The organism is Methanosarcina sp. UBA411 (assembly GCF_002495725.1).
Classification (GTDB): Archaea; Halobacteriota; Methanosarcinia; order Methanosarcinales; family Methanosarcinaceae; genus Methanosarcina.
The window spans coordinates 47,106-62,958 of record NZ_DAGK01000013.1; the positions used below are offsets into that span (position 1 = coordinate 47,106).

General features: G+C 39.8%; 18 protein-coding genes. 15 read left to right on the forward strand and 3 right to left on the reverse strand.

Features of this window, described 5'->3' with window-relative positions; genetic code table 11:
• Nucleotides 1–15: 15 nt before the first annotated feature.
• Together BP861_RS05525 and BP861_RS05530 are read left to right on the forward strand one after the other, a co-directional pair.
• Nucleotides 16–390 (forward strand): hypothetical protein, encoded by a 375-nt coding sequence (locus BP861_RS05525; RefSeq protein WP_292373371.1) that lies wholly within the window; start codon nt 16–18, stop codon nt 388–390.
• A gap of 446 nt (nt 391–836) precedes the next feature.
• Entirely contained in the window at nt 837–2,009 is a 1,173-nt protein-coding gene (locus BP861_RS05530; RefSeq protein WP_292373373.1) for a glycosyltransferase family 4 protein, read from the forward strand.
• A 184-nt stretch (nt 2,010–2,193) separates the two neighbouring features.
• On the opposite strand, the gene BP861_RS05535 is transcribed toward BP861_RS05530, so the two are convergent.
• From BP861_RS05535 to BP861_RS05545, 3 genes are all read right to left on the reverse strand, one after another.
• Entirely contained in the window at nt 2,194–2,826 is a 633-nt protein-coding gene (locus tag BP861_RS05535; protein WP_292373374.1) for a DUF2150 family protein, read from the reverse strand.
• A gap of 74 nt (nt 2,827–2,900) precedes the next feature.
• The gene (locus tag BP861_RS05540) at nt 2,901–3,350 is read right to left on the reverse strand and encodes a UPF0179 family protein (protein WP_292373375.1); all 450 of its coding nucleotides are present in this window, start codon (nt 3,348–3,350) and stop codon (nt 2,901–2,903) included.
• 282 nt (nt 3,351–3,632) lie between these two features.
• The gene (locus tag BP861_RS05545) at nt 3,633–4,703 is read right to left on the reverse strand and encodes an NAD(P)-dependent glycerol-1-phosphate dehydrogenase (RefSeq protein WP_292373462.1); all 1,071 of its coding nucleotides are present in this window, start codon (nt 4,701–4,703) and stop codon (nt 3,633–3,635) included.
• A gap of 547 nt (nt 4,704–5,250) precedes the next feature.
• Here BP861_RS05545 and BP861_RS05550 point away from each other — a divergent pair.
• The 13 genes from BP861_RS05550 to BP861_RS05610 all read left to right on the forward strand — a co-directional run.
• The gene (locus BP861_RS05550) at nt 5,251–6,108 is read left to right on the forward strand and encodes a DUF63 family protein (RefSeq protein WP_292373464.1); all 858 of its coding nucleotides are present in this window, start codon (nt 5,251–5,253) and stop codon (nt 6,106–6,108) included.
• A 73-nt stretch (nt 6,109–6,181) separates the two neighbouring features.
• Nucleotides 6,182–6,925, forward strand: coding sequence for a stage II sporulation protein M (locus BP861_RS05555; RefSeq protein WP_292373376.1), 744 nt, complete (start codon nt 6,182–6,184; stop codon nt 6,923–6,925).
• Between the two features lie 321 nt (nt 6,926–7,246).
• Nucleotides 7,247–8,410, forward strand: coding sequence for a formate--phosphoribosylaminoimidazolecarboxamide ligase family protein (locus BP861_RS05560; RefSeq protein WP_292373378.1), 1,164 nt, complete (start codon nt 7,247–7,249; stop codon nt 8,408–8,410).
• A 349-nt stretch (nt 8,411–8,759) separates the two neighbouring features.
• On the forward strand, nt 8,760–9,986 hold the full coding sequence (locus BP861_RS05565; protein WP_292373380.1) for a translation initiation factor IF-2 subunit gamma: 1,227 nt from the start codon (nt 8,760–8,762) through the stop codon (nt 9,984–9,986).
• Nucleotides 9,983–10,351 carry a DNA-binding protein gene (locus BP861_RS05570; protein WP_292373382.1) on the forward strand — a complete coding sequence of 123 codons (369 nt, stop codon included), beginning with the start codon at nt 9,983–9,985 and terminating at the stop codon, nt 10,349–10,351. The genes BP861_RS05565 and BP861_RS05570 overlap by 4 nt, the downstream gene beginning before the upstream one ends.
• Before the next feature lie 56 nt (nt 10,352–10,407).
• Nucleotides 10,408–10,992, forward strand: a complete 585-nt coding sequence (locus BP861_RS05575) for a DNA-directed RNA polymerase (protein ID WP_292373384.1) — start codon at nt 10,408–10,410, stop codon at nt 10,990–10,992.
• 16 nt (nt 10,993–11,008) lie between these two features.
• Entirely contained in the window at nt 11,009–11,194 is a 186-nt protein-coding gene (gene spt4 / locus BP861_RS05580; protein WP_292373386.1) for a transcription elongation factor subunit Spt4, read from the forward strand.
• A 1-nt stretch (nt 11,195) separates the two neighbouring features.
• Nucleotides 11,196–11,783: a GTP-dependent dephospho-CoA kinase family protein gene (locus BP861_RS05585; protein ID WP_292373388.1), complete on the forward strand. Its 588-nt coding sequence runs from the start codon at nt 11,196–11,198 to the stop codon at nt 11,781–11,783.
• Nucleotides 11,764–12,069 carry a 30S ribosomal protein S24e gene (locus tag BP861_RS05590; protein ID WP_292373390.1) on the forward strand — a complete coding sequence of 102 codons (306 nt, stop codon included), beginning with the start codon at nt 11,764–11,766 and terminating at the stop codon, nt 12,067–12,069. Before BP861_RS05585 ends, BP861_RS05590 begins: the two co-directional genes overlap by 20 nt.
• Before the next feature lie 15 nt (nt 12,070–12,084).
• Nucleotides 12,085–12,234, forward strand: a complete 150-nt coding sequence (locus BP861_RS05595) for a 30S ribosomal protein S27ae (RefSeq protein ID WP_048109017.1) — start codon at nt 12,085–12,087, stop codon at nt 12,232–12,234.
• Nucleotides 12,235–12,464: 230 nt separating this feature from the next.
• Nucleotides 12,465–12,626 (forward strand): hypothetical protein, encoded by a 162-nt coding sequence (locus BP861_RS05600; RefSeq protein WP_292373395.1) that lies wholly within the window; start codon nt 12,465–12,467, stop codon nt 12,624–12,626.
• A 299-nt stretch (nt 12,627–12,925) separates the two neighbouring features.
• The gene (locus BP861_RS05605) at nt 12,926–15,205 is read left to right on the forward strand and encodes a tetratricopeptide repeat protein (protein ID WP_292373397.1); all 2,280 of its coding nucleotides are present in this window, start codon (nt 12,926–12,928) and stop codon (nt 15,203–15,205) included.
• A 172-nt stretch (nt 15,206–15,377) separates the two neighbouring features.
• Nucleotides 15,378–15,853 (forward strand): tetratricopeptide repeat protein (locus tag BP861_RS05610; protein ID WP_292373399.1); only part of this gene is annotated, 476 nt, incomplete at its 3' end.

The window sequence follows — 15,853 nt, forward strand, 5'->3', positions numbered from 1 at the left end:
TGTGTTATCTTTGATATGGAAAAGGCATCTCCCCGTCTGATATTTGAGAATAACGAATGGATAGCCTTTACTCCTTATTCCTCAATGGGGCCATTTGAAGTATGGATTCTTCCCAGAAAGCATTATAGTTATCTTGGAGATTGCAGTGATAAATTACTTTTTGCTCTAGGGAATATCCTTAAAAATATTCTCAAAAGTTACGGACGAGTTCTCGGAAATCCAGCATTCAACTATATGTTTTACCAGCTCTCCGAAGCTCCTGAATATCACCTGAACATCAGGTTGTTCCCGAGAATTTCCGTTAACGCAGGTTTTGAACTGGGTACAGGAACTTATATCAATACGGTTTCTCCGGAAAGGGCAGCCTATTATTTGAGGGAGATTTTATGAGTATAGAATGAAGTCTGTAAAATAAACTCAAAAAGAAAAGCTGAGAACAGTTATTAAATTTTTAGACAAAGTTGTATGAAATATTAACAGATATGTTTATCTACCATTAAAAAGGAATAAAGTTAGGGAAGTATAAAATCTGTATCCTTAACGTGAAAACCATTTTTATATCATATAATCAAAACTATGCCCTTTTTGACTTTATATAGCCGATTGAAGGATTAAGGAGCATAGTATTAGGAAAGACTGCAATGACCTAAGTTCAGTAAACTTGGGATTAATAAAATTGATTAATATAGCTGATTACCTAATTAATATAACTGATTACCTAATTAATACAGCTGAATTCAGCAAACTAAAAAATGTAATTATTAGAAAGGCAAGGGGGAGCCTGCATTCTTTTTACTCCTTAACTCCCATTTTGACAAAAAGGGATAAGTGAGCTTATGAAAAAGATTCGAATAGGAATGTTTACTTGGGAAAGTCTGTATTCGATACGTGTGGGAGGTATTTCACCTCATGTATCTGAACTCTCTGATGCTCTTGCGGCAGAGGGAAATGAGGTCCACATGTTTACACGAGACCGTGAAAACAAAGATGAGATAATAAACGGGGTCTATTATCACAAGATTGCCTGCGATCAAAGTGGGGGAATTATAGAACAGATGGACCGGATGTGTGATGGTATGTATTGCCGGTTCCTTGAAGTAAGAGAAAGTGCAGGAGAATTTGATGTTCTACATGGCCATGATTGGCACCCCGTAAATGTTCTTTGCAGGATAAAAGCCCAGTTTGGATTACCTTTTGTGCTGACATTCCATAGTACGGAATGGGGACGTAATGGAAATCGTCATGGAGACTGGTGGGAGGCAAAGGAAATCTCGCACAGGGAATGGCTTGGAGGCTACGAATCTTCGGATATTATCACGACCTCGACTATATTGAAGGAGGAAATTAAGCATATCTACAAAATTCCCGATTACAAGCTGTGGGAAATTCCTAACGGTATAAATGTGGGTAAAATAAAAAGACAAATAGATCCAGGAGACGTAAAAAGGCATTATGGCATTCATCCTTGTCTCCCAGTTGTTCTTTTCACGGGAAGAATGTCCTATCAAAAAGGACCTGACCTGCTTGTGGAAGCTGCGGCTAAAGTCCTGAAAAAAAGAGATGCCCAATTTGTACTTATAGGCGAAGGGGATATGCGCTCGCGGTGCGAAAATCAAGCCCAGAAGCTTGGCATAGGAGATTCATGCAACTTCCTTGGATACGCTCCTGATAATACCGTAATCGACTGGTTCAATGCTTGCGATCTTGTGTGCGTGCCCAGTAGGAACGAGCCCTTCGGAATTGTAGTGCTTGAGGCTTGGGATGCAAAAAAACCAGTCGTTGCAAGCGATGCTGTTGCCCTTGTGGAAAATTTCAGGACAGGCGTTGTTGCTCATAAGGAGCCATCTTCTATCGCTTGGGGGCTCAACTACGTTCTTGAAGGACTTGGCCACAACCGAATGGGAGAAAAAGGTTACGATCTTCTTAAAAAGAGGTATAACTGGAAGATAATAGCTGAAAAAACTCTTGAAGTATATGAAAAAGTGATTGAAAAACATAAAGCAAAGTAGTAAAAATCAGTTGAAGCCTAAGAACTCGAGACATAAGTATCCAAGATGGAAATACCTTTAATATTTTAATTTTTAATTATTTTTTCAATGATATCCATTTTTTAACTAATTTTCACAAATTTTTAAAGGGCTTCCGTATTCCTGAGAAATCGGAAACGGAGTCCTCTGTTTGTACAGGAATTATTTAGACTATATCTTCTTCGTCCTCTTCATCAAATTCCTTGTAGCTGTCACTTCCTACCATGGCAGCCGAGATAGAATCAATTCCGTCAAGCCATTCAGCGACAATGCCGTAGGGAAGATCAGCCATAACCTCTTCAGGTAGGCTTTTCCCTTTAAGTACGAGCGCACCGCATTGTGCAGTATAGTCAAGGGCAAGCTCAAGGTTGTCTGAGGATTCTGCCTCAATGGCTGATTTTACAATCTCTACAATATCGGCTTCCTCATCATAGTCGCCCAGGATGTAGCATTCGAAGGCGACAATAACTCCCATGAGAGAGGTCTGGATGGAATCGATCATAAGGTTGATATCTTCAGAAATTGGCTCGACCTCGGAAAGTACAATGTCCCGGATCTCAGCCAGGATCTGCAGAGATTTTTCTTTGGAGAGCATGCCCTTATCAAAGCGTGCAGTTACTTTCAGGCAGGCAAGGATAACATCATCAACCATATTCACGAATATGGCACTTTCCTTTCCAGCTTCTTCTTCTGACTCCTTTATCTGGAAACCGCTCTCTCTTGCCCGTCCGAGCCAGTTTTCCCAGCGCTTTTGGGTATAAAATTCATAGGGGACCTGGTTCATTTCCTGTTCAGGCACTTATAACACCGCTTCTAACCTTTTTTATTTAATGATAATCAATCTTACTATTACTAAAATGTGTTCGTTTACGTTCACCAGGATAATTTCACCTTTTTCAGGGAATAGTTGGCTTCGCACTTGGAATCAAGGCTTTCGAGAACCTCTACGATTTTGCATTTATCCCCTCTTGAAAGCCCTTCAGGGTGGCAGATCTCATACACTCCGCACTCTCTCTTGACACATTTTGGAGGCTCATACATAATTTTTGCCCCGTCAATTGCTTTTCTTGATTCCATCGTAGTCAGGATAGGTGCCCTGCTCACATCTACAGCAAGTACGCCGCTATCATGCAAGAAACATTCGTGGACGTCCTTGCTTCTAATTTTCTCTATCTTGTACCTGCGTCCGGGTTCAAGGTTAAGACAGGTATTTTTCAGCCGGCATTTCTTGCATTCTGGCATCTCACCTTTAAATATGAATTCCAGCCCTTCCCTTGCAAGCCGTGATCCGATAAGTGTTATTTTGGTATCGCTTTCTGTCATAATAATTCTTCCATTTAATTATTTTTCGCGCCTGTGCCCCATTTCTCAGGGGATACCTGAAGCTTATCCCGAGATAGTTTGCAACTCGTTATCAGGTTCAATTTTGATAATACTTTAATTGGAAATTCAGTGACTACTTGATTGGAAGTTAAATGGCTCTGGATTAACCGATTTCTTTTTAACCAGATATGGATTGCTGATTCCTTTACAAAACTTGGCTTTAAACTCTGATATCCTAAACAAACATTGATTCTTGGCTTTAGCTTGAATAAGAATAACTTTTCAATTTATGACCTTTGTGATTTTTGCAACTTTCTCAGCCGCGGAAGGGGTAAGGCCGCTCCCAAGAATTGTATAACGTTCCGGGCGAATACTGTGTGCATGTAGCAGGGCTTCGATTATATATTTATCTTCTATCCCCAGTTCTTCAGCAGTTACAGGAGCCCCTATTTTTTTTAAGGCATCCCTGATTTCCTGCCAGTTTCCTCCGTGGAGATACATCATCATAATTGTGCCAACTCCACACTGTTCTCCATGGAGTGCGGGTTTTGGGGCTATCCTGTCAAGTGCATGACTGAACATATGTTCCGAACCTGAAGCAGGTCTGGAAGAGCCTGCAATACTCATCGCAACCCCATTCGATACAAGGGCCTTTACCACAAGTCTTGCCGAAGTCTCGTGATCGGGCTTGATCGAATCTGCACAATCTATAATAACCCTGGCAGCCATACGGGAGATAGCTGCAGCATATGCCCCAAAATATTCATTCCTGAGCCTGTTTGCAAGTTCCCAGTCCAGTACTGCCGTATAATTGGAAATTATGTCTCCACAGCCAGCCGCAAGAAAACGGAAAGGAGCTGCTGATATAATCTGCGTGTCTGCAATAACGGCAATAGGAGCCTGGGCCTGTGCAGATGTACTTCTTCCATTATCGACAATTGAGGCACGGGAAGATGCAATACCATCATGAGAAGCTGCAGTAGGCACGCTAATAAATGGAAGTTCAAGCCGGGTCGAGGCAAGTTTTGCAAGGTCAATAGACCTACCACTTCCAACTCCAAGGATAAAATTAGCTTCCATTTCAAGTGACTTCTCTATAACCTTTTCAACCTCTTCCGTAGTAGTTTTGCAGGTTAGGATTGTTTCCGTGCTACTGCCTGCACTTTCAAGGAGGTTACTGACTCTCTTGCCTGCTATATCCCTTGTAGTACTTCCTGTTACTATCAGCGCATTTCCTTTAAGTTTCAGGTCACTGCAGACATCTCCAATTTCCTCAAGCACACCATGCCCGACAAGTACATCTCTTGGAAGCTGCATCCATTTTGCGCTGTTTTTGTCGATTGTCAATTTTATACCTACATCATTTATTCGATAAAGATAGATGGTAAATTGGCTCTTATAAACCCCAATATACGTACAAAGTCATGAATTTTGATTATCAGCAGACTGCAGCATATTAGGTACTATTATTAATATGTTAACTCATTAGATAATTGTTTATATTAAGTATGGAATATGTTTCAAGTATATTTTAATTCTGAATTATCATATTTCATAATTCTTTTATTCAGAACTTATTTAAGACCATTTCCGTGTTTATATCAGAATAATTTTTGTGTCTACATTATTCTAAATTCCATCTCTATACCATTATAATATGTATGACTATAACGCTAGAGTTATACGGATAATTATAAAAATAAAGTAATATACTAAGCTCAATATTTATAATATCTTTAACGCTTATTGGGATAAGACCTTCCGGAAAGAAATCTCATATATTAGAACGAACATTGCGCACTGGAGAAGAAGATTACCTTCTTGATTAAGGAAGTAAGTTCGCTGTATACATAGTATACTTAATTGTATTAGGATATTGCCATTTCGAATGAGTGATAAGATGAGTTTTTTAATAGATAAAATATCACAGTTTATTAATACCTATTATCTTGAGCCCATAAGAGGTGATGAAGGGTATAATGTTGTAAATACCTTTACCTGGGCAGTAATACTGGGTATTTGCATATTTGGAATTTTCAAGCTGCTCGAAAAGCTTGAGGTAAAAATAACTCCGCGCTTTATCGCATCTGTTCTGCCTTTCGTACTTGCAGGTTCTTCTCTGCGCGTACTTGAAGATTCTCCTGCAGGTATTGTCCACCCGCCATTTAGCTATCTTCTCATAACTCCCAATATTTATTTTTTGGTCTTTGCGATAACCATAGGCTGCCTCTGGATCTCCATCAGGCTTCAGAAAGCAGGGTTGGTAAAGGATTTTCATCTAACTTTTGCAAGCTTCGGACTCTTGTGGTTTTTCGTAAATCTTGTTACACTCCTGCATTTCGAGAATATAGTGGCCCCTTACGTTCCCTTATTTGTACTCGGGGCAGGAACAGGGCTGACATTTATCTTTTATATAATTGCTCGCCATTTCAAGTCTTCTATATTTACCGATCCTCTGAACCTTTCTATCCTGATGGTTCAACTGATGGATGCTTCTTCAACGTACATAGGAATAGATACGCTTGGATACTATGAAAAACACGTAGTGCCCAGCTATCTTATCGATCTGACTGGCACCGCATTGGTTATGTATCCATTGAAGCTTATTATCTTCATAGGGGTTCTTTACGTGCTTGACACCCAGTTTGAGGATGACGAACGCTCCTTGAATTTGAAAGTGTTAATCAAAATGGTCATTTTGATCCTTGGGCTTTCTCCTGCAACCCGGAATACGATCCGGATGATGTTGGGAATCTAAGAAAAAGATATTTGACAGGCGCCATATGTATTTGGATCAGGATTAATAAATCAGAATTACTGGTGGGGTAGGTATGGAAAGAGAGGACGATCATAATTCAGAAGAGATAAGAGCAGGAGTACAGATGGCAGGAACTCCTGAAGAGAATATGGAAAACAGGGGATATGCTGCAGAGGAGAATGATTTTTTTCCCGGGAGCAGTTCAGCAGACACCTGGCGCAATATCCGAAAAGACCCGAAAAAAGGGTTTACTGGATATGTGCGTTTTATCTGGCCGTATATACTTATTATCAGCTTTGTATTTTTTGGATCCTTAGTTGCAGGTTATATTTCAGCTGAATATTTCCCTTCTATGGCTGATTCTCTCAGAGAAAGTTTCAGTTCTCGCTTTGAACCAATTATGACGATGAATCCTCTTCTCATAATGCTCGTAATCTTTCTTAACAATTCTTTTGTAAGCCTGCTTTTCCTGGTACTTGGGCTGGCGCTGGGCGTTCTTCCAGTACTTTTTATCGCTTTCAATGGATATCTTGTGGGAGTGATAGCTTATCTTGTAGCCCAGGAAAAAGGTATGCTCTTCATTTTGCTTGCTCTTCTCCCCCACGGGATAGTGGAACTGCCAATGGTCTTCCTGGCCGCGGCCATAGGACTTCGGCTCGGATACCAGGTATTTTCTGCCCTTATAGGCAGACCTACCCAGATCAAAAGAGAATTTAAAGAAGGACTCATATTTTATTTCCGTTGGATCCTGCCTCTTCTTCTGGTTGCAGCTATAATTGAGGCTTTTATTACGCCTTTTATATTGAGTTTTATTTAAAAAAGCGTCAAAAATTATGGAAAACCAGGGCCCGTAAACCAATGGAATATTTCAGATATCTGTTCTGGGCTGCTTTTTCCTGGCTTTAGAGCTTTTCTGGTTTTCCTTCCATTATATAAATGATTACTTATATTAGGAAGGGATTTAATAGGTAAAGCCGTTAATGGGGAAAACCTATCAGGATTTTTACTTCATAATACCTGGCAAATAGTCACAAGACTTGCATTTTGAGGAATCTCTACTTAAGTAGCAGGTTTGAAAAGTTATACCGATTATCAATCTCATTGAAAGGATTATTTCCAAAGCCAAGGAACATCAAATATGATTGACAGGAAAGAAATTAAGGAAATCGTTGAAGGCTATTATACTCACGCTGATAAGATAAAAATCGGAACTATAGGCTCTCATTCAGGGCTCGACATCTGCGACGGGGCAGTTGAAGAGGAATTCAGGACTCTTGCAGTCTGCCAAGCTGGCAGGGAAAAAACGTATAGTGAATATTTCAGGGCCCAGAGAGACATTTATGGGAAGGTAAAGAGGGGGATTGTTGACGAGACCGTTGTTTTCAAAAAATATAACGAGATTCTCCTGCCTGAAAACCAGACGAAACTAGTTGATGAAAATGTACTTTTTGTCCCTAATCGTTCCTTTACCTCCTACTGCAGTATAGATGAGATCGAAGAAAAATTCAGAGTGCCTCTCGTAGGAAGCAGGAACCTCCTTCGAAGCGAGGAACGGAGTGAGCAGCAGAGTTATTACTGGATTCTGGAAAAAGCAGGACTTCCTTTCCCTGAAAAAATAGAGTCTCCAAAGGATATTAACGAACTTGTAATGGTCAAGCTCCCTCATGCCGTAAAAAAACTCGAAAGGGGATTTTTTACCGCTTCAAGTTATAAGGAATATTTAGAGAAATCCGAGGCTCTTATAAGACAGGGAGTTATTACTCAGGAAGCTCTTGAAAACGCAAGAATAGAGCGTTATATTATAGGTCCTGTGTTTAACCTTGATATGTTCTACTCTCCAATCGAACCGAAAATGAGTAAGCTGGAACTTCTTGGAATTGACTGGCGCTTTGAGACCAGCCTTGATGGACATGTAAGGCTTCCTGCCCCTCAGCAAATGGCCCTGGCTGAAAGCCAGTTAACCCCCGAATATACGGTCTGCGGGCATAATTCCGCAACCCTTCGCGAGTCTCTTCTTGAGAAAGTGTTCGAAATGGGGGAAAAATATGTAAAAGCTACTCAGGAACACTATGCTCCTGGGATCATAGGGCCTTTCTGCTTGCAGACTTGCGTTGATAAAGATCTTAACTTCTACATTTATGATGTGGCCCCAAGAGTAGGTGGTGGGACCAATGTGCATATGTCAGTAGGTCATTCTTACGGCAACTCGCTCTGGAGAAAACCAATGAGTACCGGAAGAAGACTGGCCTTTGAGATCAGGCGTGCACTGGAATTGGAGAAACTTGACGCTATCGTCACATAAATTTATTAAGGCTTTCCGGCATTAGTAGATATTGACTATGCAGGATACCGTAAACTTTAAAAGTATCGCCTGAATCTGCAAGCCTTAAATAGCGATAAAAAAACATAATAATAGAATTTACCCGGATTTTCAATCCCGGAAATCCAGATTAAGGAATGGGCAGGAGAATATTTTCGCTCCCCAAATCCCATTTTAGTTTATATGTTTCATTTCAATTACAGACCAGATTAGTTAAGGGTTGGAATCTGCGGACCTACTGGAAAAATTAATTCCAAATTTTATGGTTCAGGTTTAGGATAAAGACCTGCCTTATATCGGATCACTTCACTTTACTGGAGGAAATTACAACTTGAGTCAGCCTTGTGTTAATATCGGCATGGTGGGCCATGTCGACCATGGAAAAACTACACTTGTTAAAGCCCTATCAGGCTTTTGGACAGATACACATAGTGAGGAAGTAAAAAGAGGGATTTCTATCAGATTGGGGTATGCAGACTCCCTATTCATGAAGTGTCCCAAATGTCCTTCCCCCCAATGTTACACAGTAGAAAAGACCTGCCCTAACTGTGGAGAAAAGACAGAAGAGCACAGGACTGTGTCCTTTGTAGACGCTCCTGGGCACGAAACTCTGATGGCGACTATGCTTTCAGGCGCTGCGATTATGGACGGTGCAGTGTTGGTAATTGCAGCAAACGAAGACTGTCCGCAGCCCCAGACAAAAGAACACCTTATGGCCCTGGATATTATAGGGATTAAAAATATAGTGATAGTACAAAACAAGATCGACCTTGTATCTAAGGAGCGCCTTCTCGAGAACTATCATCAAATAAAGGAATTTGTTAAAGGCACGGTCGCAGAAAATGCTCCTGTAATCCCGATCTCTGCCCAGCAGAACATCAATATTGATGTCCTTATCGATACTCTGGAAACCGTGATTCCTGCTCCTGTCCATAAAATGGATAAGCCTGCCAGCATGTTGATTGCCCGTTCTTTTGACATTAACAAACCAGGGGCTTCAATTGATGAAATGCGCGGAGGAGTTATCGGAGGAACTCTGACTGAAGGAGCCCTTCATCCGGGAGACGAGCTGGAAATAAGGCCAGGAATTAAGGTTACAACCGAAGGCGTTACACGATGGGTTCCGATTTTAACAACGATTTCATCTATCTTTGCAGGCACGACAAAGGTGGATGAAGCAACTCCTGGAGGTCTTCTGGCTATTGGAACTCATCTTGACCCTACCCTGACAAAAGGTGACTCTTTAACAGGACAGATTGCAGGCGCACCTGGGACCCTTCCCGACACTAGGCACCAGTTCGTCATGGAATTACACCTGCTCGATAGGGTAGTAGGAGTTACAAGGGAAGAAAAAATCAACGAAATAAAGACAAGTGAACCTCTCATGCTCAATATAGGAACTGCAACCACAGTTGGAGTGGTTACAAGTGCCAGGAAAAATGAAGCACAGGTTGCCCTTAAACGCCCTATTAGTGCAGCTATCGGATCAAGGGTTGCTATCAGCAGGAGAATTGACTCTCGGTGGCGGCTTATTGGAGTAGGGGTAATTAAGAGTTGAAAGTTATAATCGATACTAATGGGTTCATGATCCCGGTCCAGTTCGGAGTAGATATTTTTGAAGAACTTAAAAGGCTGGGATTTGACGAATTTTTTGTGCCTGAGGCTGTAGTATTCGAGATAGAAAAACTCATAAAGCGGGAAAGAGGTTCGGACAGAACGGCTGCAAAGGTTGCCAGGTCCATGATGGACAGATGCGAGCGTATAACTCCTGCTGTAGGCCCTGCAGATGATGTAATTCTCAGGCTAGCAACGGAAATGGGAGCAGCTGTCCTGACAAATGATATCGGGTTGAAGCGCAGGCTTGCTGAAAAAGGAATCCAAACCATATCCTTACGCCAGAAAAACAAACTGGATTTTGTCTGAACCATGTTATTTTACCGGGCAGCATTAAATTAATTGTTTTTACGGGTGATTAGCAGATGTATAAAATGATGAAGCTCGTTGATACTGTTCGTATTCCTCCTACCCTTTTAGGGGAAGAGGTGGCGCAAACTGTTAAAAACGCGTTAAGAGAAAAACTTGAGGGGCAGGTTGACAAAAAACTTGGTTCCCTCGTTGCGATTTGCAAGATCGTCGAGATAGGGGAAGGGCACATCCTCGTAGGAGACGGGGCAGTATATTATGATGTAACATTCGAAGCAATAATGTTCGTGCCTGAACTCCAGGAGATTATTGAGGGTGAAGTTGTTGAGGCCGTTGGTTTCGGAGTTTTCGTAGGTATGGGGCCAATGGACGGATTGCTTCACGTCAGCCAGATTACGGATGACTTTATTTCATATGACGCCAAGAACGCAAGGCTTGTGACAAAGAATGGAGGCAAATCCATTGCTGAAGGTGACCATGTAAGAGCCAGGGTTGTTGCTGTCAGCATCAACGAAAGAGAACCTAAGGAAAGCAAAATAGGCCTTACCATGCGTCAGACTGCTCTTGGAAAGCTGCAGTGGCTAGAAGAAGCTCGTAAAAAGAAGCAGTCTCATGAAGCTATTACTGAAGGAGCCGCCTGATTAGGAAGAGGTTTTTATGGCAGAAAAAGTATGTAGACACTGCATGAGAGTCCTGGAAGGGCAAAACTGCCCCATCTGCGGGACTTCGGACCTTGCGGAGGAATGGAGTGGGCTTGTAATTATCCTGGACGCTGAACGCTCAGAAATAGCAAAAAAGCTTGGGGTTGACATTCCGGATAAATTTGCTCTGAAGGTGCGCTGATTTGAGTGTTCATATTGAGCTTCCGAGAGAACTTCGTCCACTGATGAAGAAACCTCTGGGTAAACTCTACAGAGGCAGGGGCAAGGATACTATTGAGAAGTTTGCAGGGGAGCTTGGAAGCCCCACAAAACTTATATCCGTAGGTGATGTTACTACTTTCCACCTGCTTGAGTCCGGGATTATTCCAGACATCTGTATTGTGGACAACCGCACCAAAAGGAAACCGGTTTCCAGTGATGTCTCAGCCCGGAATATGGACAAAGTTTACGACGAAGTATCTGTGGACAACCCTGCAGGAATTATTACCGATGAGTTGATTAAAACCCTTTGTGAAGCTTTTGCTTCCGAAAAACCTCTTAGGATCTTTGTAAGAGGAGAAGAGGATTTGGCAACCCTTCCTGTAATACTTCTGGCCCCTCTGGATGCTGTGGTCCTGTATGGACAGCCCGATGAGGGTGTGGTCTTTGTGAAGGTCACTGAGGAAAAAAAAGGGGAGATCAGAACTCTCTTTGAGAAACTCATCAGCAAAAATCAGAATTACGAATTGGACAAGCTACGGAGAATTTTAGATGGATATAAGAATTCTTAAAGACAAGAATAATTCACTTTTAAATCGAAGGGAACTGGATTTCATTGTGAAATATGAAGGTTCGACTCCTTCCAGAAATGACATAAAGAATAAACTCGCTGCAATGCTTAACGCCCCTCTTGAACTGCTGGTAATCCAGAGAATCAAAACCGAATACGGAGTACAGGAAGGCAAGGGCTATGCCAAACTCTACGAGAATGCTGATCGCATGAAGGAGGTAGAGCTGGAATACGTCTTGAAGAGAAACGCTATTCCAGGAACTGAGACCGAGGGAGAAGAGGCTTAAGCGAGGTGCATATACATGGCAGTAAAAGATTATTATAAAGTCCAGGGCGACTCCGTAACCAGAATTAAACAGTTCTGTCCCAGATGTGGACCAGGTACATTCCTCGCCGATCACAAGAACCGCCTCGCCTGCGGAAAGTGCGGCTATACAGAATTCAAGAAGTAACCCATTTCAAGAATTTATCTGACTCTTTTTCAACCCGAACCGCAGGGATTTTCCTGTGGTTCTTTTCATTTTCTCATCTTTGCCTCATTCAAGCTTTCTGATCATCTGCGCCGAAAAATTGGAAAACCAGAATCTAATTCTCAAAATTGGATCTGTGGATGGAAACTAATTTATTTTTGGAATATTATATTTATGAACTTGACGCCAAAAATGCAAGAAAGAGATGAAAAATGTCTGAGAAATACGCAAGAACTAAAACTATTACAATAAAGGATGCGCACATAGAAAGCCTGAAAATAGAAGGATTAAAGCAAAAGCCCCTTATCATCAGTAACCTGACCTTGAAAAATGTTAGATTCATTATCAGATTGCCGCCGGAAAAGAAGAAATGAAAGTAAATATTGGCTATCTCTAATGTAAAAATTAAGGTTAAGGACTTTTAAATGGTTGGATTCCAAAGACTTCCAGTATTATAGTTCAGGTTCTCCTATATAGGCTCAAAAGGTTAAAAATTCTTCATGATTTCAAAATCTAGTGTACTATGGCTAATTTTCAGTAATAACATTAGGTTAATCATTATTTTTTTACAAAATATATTTAATTTTAGAAAAATAGTTTCTGATGTCTTTTATAATATCTCTAATATATATCTCAGCATATAAACATATATTACAATCCTCAAGGTGTTTATATGAATCCGTTAGATGCAAAAGATAACTATAACATAGGTTATAATTATTTTTTCAAAGGGCAGTATAAAGAATCTATAAAATTTTTTAAAAAAGAGTCCTCCAAATATAATAAAAATCAAATTCAAGCATTAAAGTTCAAGGGAATAGCACATTATTTCCTCGAAGAATACAATGAAGCGTATAATTCTTTTTGTCAAGCTTTAGATATTTTAAATACTTGTCAGAAACACACTCAACATGCAGTAAGTACTGCATTTCTCTCTGAAAGATCTGAACACGCTGCTGAAATACTATGTTTTGCAGGAATAACTCTCAGGAAATTTGAAGAAGAACTGCAGAAGAGATATTGTATTTTACCAAATCATGCAGAAGATATGTTAAAAAAATCTAAAGAAAAACTGGAGAAAATAAGAGATGAAAATAGAAACCAAAAAAATAATAGCATTCTAAAAAAACTGGGTATTGTCTATTATTTACTTAAAGAATATGATAAAGCAATAGAAGCATTTAGTATAATTAATCCTCAGCCTGAGGATTCAGAGACTTTAGATACTTTAAAAAGTGCCGGTTTAATTTACTACGAGTGCAAGCAGTACGATAAAGCGTGTGAAATGTTCGATAGAGCGATTAAAGTGAAGGAAAATGATAAAAACGAAGATCCTCTGCCCTATATTTATAAAGCAATATTACTAGCTAAATTGAGATGTTGTGACGTATTGGTAAAAGAAGCATATAAAGCATGTGATAAAGCTACTAAATTAGCTCCGGAAGCCTATAACATAAGATTCAATGAAGGTATGGCTTACTATTTTCTTGAAGAATACCCCAAAGCAATAAAAGCTTTTAAAAAAGCCCTTAAAAACGAAGGAAAGTCTAAGAAAAAAATGGTGAAGATAACTACGAAAAAAACTGATGAAGAAAAATACAAAAAAAATAATATTTTTGATGCACTGAGTATGGAAGGACTTTCACATTTTAAACTGGGCTCGCATAATGATTATAAAGAAGCATATAAATGCTTCTTAAAAGCTTTGAAGCAAAATCCTAATGATATTGAGATTCTAAATCTAAAAGGTATAGTGCTTTATAGGCTTAATGAACCAACAAAAGCAAAAGAAGCATTTCAGAGAGCTCTAAGTACAGATCAATCTGATTTATTCACACGCAATAATTTAGGATGGCTTCTTTTAAGTTTTAGGAACTTGGATGAAGCATATTCACAAATAAAGGATTATCTTGATTTATACCCCAAAATAGAAGAAAATACTAAAGATAATGATTTTTATGATATAAAGCAGACAGGTGAGAAACTTCGACGTGGTACTCGGGAGTTTGATAGATATGCTCGTAGAATGGGATGGGGGTGGTGCCTTAAAGGTCAGATAGACATTGAAAAACATAATTATAGAGACGCTATGGAATCTTTTGACCAGGCTATTAAATGGGATAATACGTTTTCTTTATATCTTCTCTGGCATGCGTATGCTAGATACCTCAGAGCAAAATATAATTGTGGAGAGAAATCTGGAAAATATCAAGAAGAACTCATTACTATTGTTAGGGACTTGGAGAAAATAAAATCTCATGAGAATAACAGGGTAGATGCTTATGCTCTTTACTTTTTGGGGATATGTTACTGTAAAATGGGAAATTATTTACAAGCCAAAGAAAAACTCATCGACTGTGTTAACTTAGGAATGGAAAAAGAGAAGCCCTGGATAGTACGCAAGCCTTGGATAGTACGGGGGACTGTGATAATATGGGAGCCTTTGAAAGTATATGATAAACTAAAGCTATGTAATGAGAAGTTGATAAAATTTATTTCCCTTAATAGTTCACTAACAAATACACAGCAAGTTGCAAAGAAACTGCTAGGAAATATCTGGACCTACCAGATAAAACCTCCGTGGCATGTTTGGTGGCTTTATTCGCCTTTATATAAATGGCATAAACGCATAATTTTCCTATTGATTTTTGTTCTTATTCTTTTGTTAATGGTATATGCTATTTGGAATGATGTTAAAGAGAATTTAAACCAGTTTTTACTAGCTGAAATAGCTCTAATTTTTCTTCTCATTTCTCCTTCAATAACTCGCATTGCAGGAAAAGATATATCTATAGAGATTCAATCGCCCACGTTCTCTGCTGTAGAATTTTATCCAGAGATGCCTCCTTTTAATCTTGAGGATGCTCGTCCCATAAGAGATATAAGTAGCAAATCTAGCACAACTGGAGATACCATACTATTTTTTAATCTCCGAGATTTATTAAAAAAGTAAATAGAGTTTAAAAATACCTGACTAAGGATATTTTATCTTTGGAAATGAACTTAATTTATTCAAGTTCCTAAATCAGTAACTATCTTCTGTGCCCATATTTATAATAGACATCATATATATTTAGATGAATTTTAAAATTAACCAAATTTTACTCAAAGATCTCCGAGGGCCTATGAATTCTCTTTATGCCAAAGCCTGGTACAGTAAAGCCCTTGCTCTTTTGAACCTGAAAAACCAGATAGGGGCAGAGAAAAACTTTGAGAGAGCGCTTGAGGCTTTCGACGATGTACTTGAGGTAAGTCCTGAGGATAGCGTCGCCTGGCAGTACAGGGGAAATATACTTCGTTACATGGACCGGCCGGAAGAAGCCCTTCAAGCTTTTGAAATGGCACTTAATTTTGATCCTGACAATATTCCTGCCCGATACCTCAAAGGGCTTACCTTAGGATATTTGAACCTGCCAGAGAAGGCTCTTGAGGCTTTTAACGGCGTGCTCAGAAAAGATGAAAAGCACATCGGTGCTCTGTACTACAGTGGGCTTGCTTTAAAACAGCTCTCACGAAATGAGGAAGCCCTTGAGGCTTTTACTAAAACTGCCGAATTTAATCCTGAAAATCTGAAGGCCTGGTACTATAGAGGAATAACCCT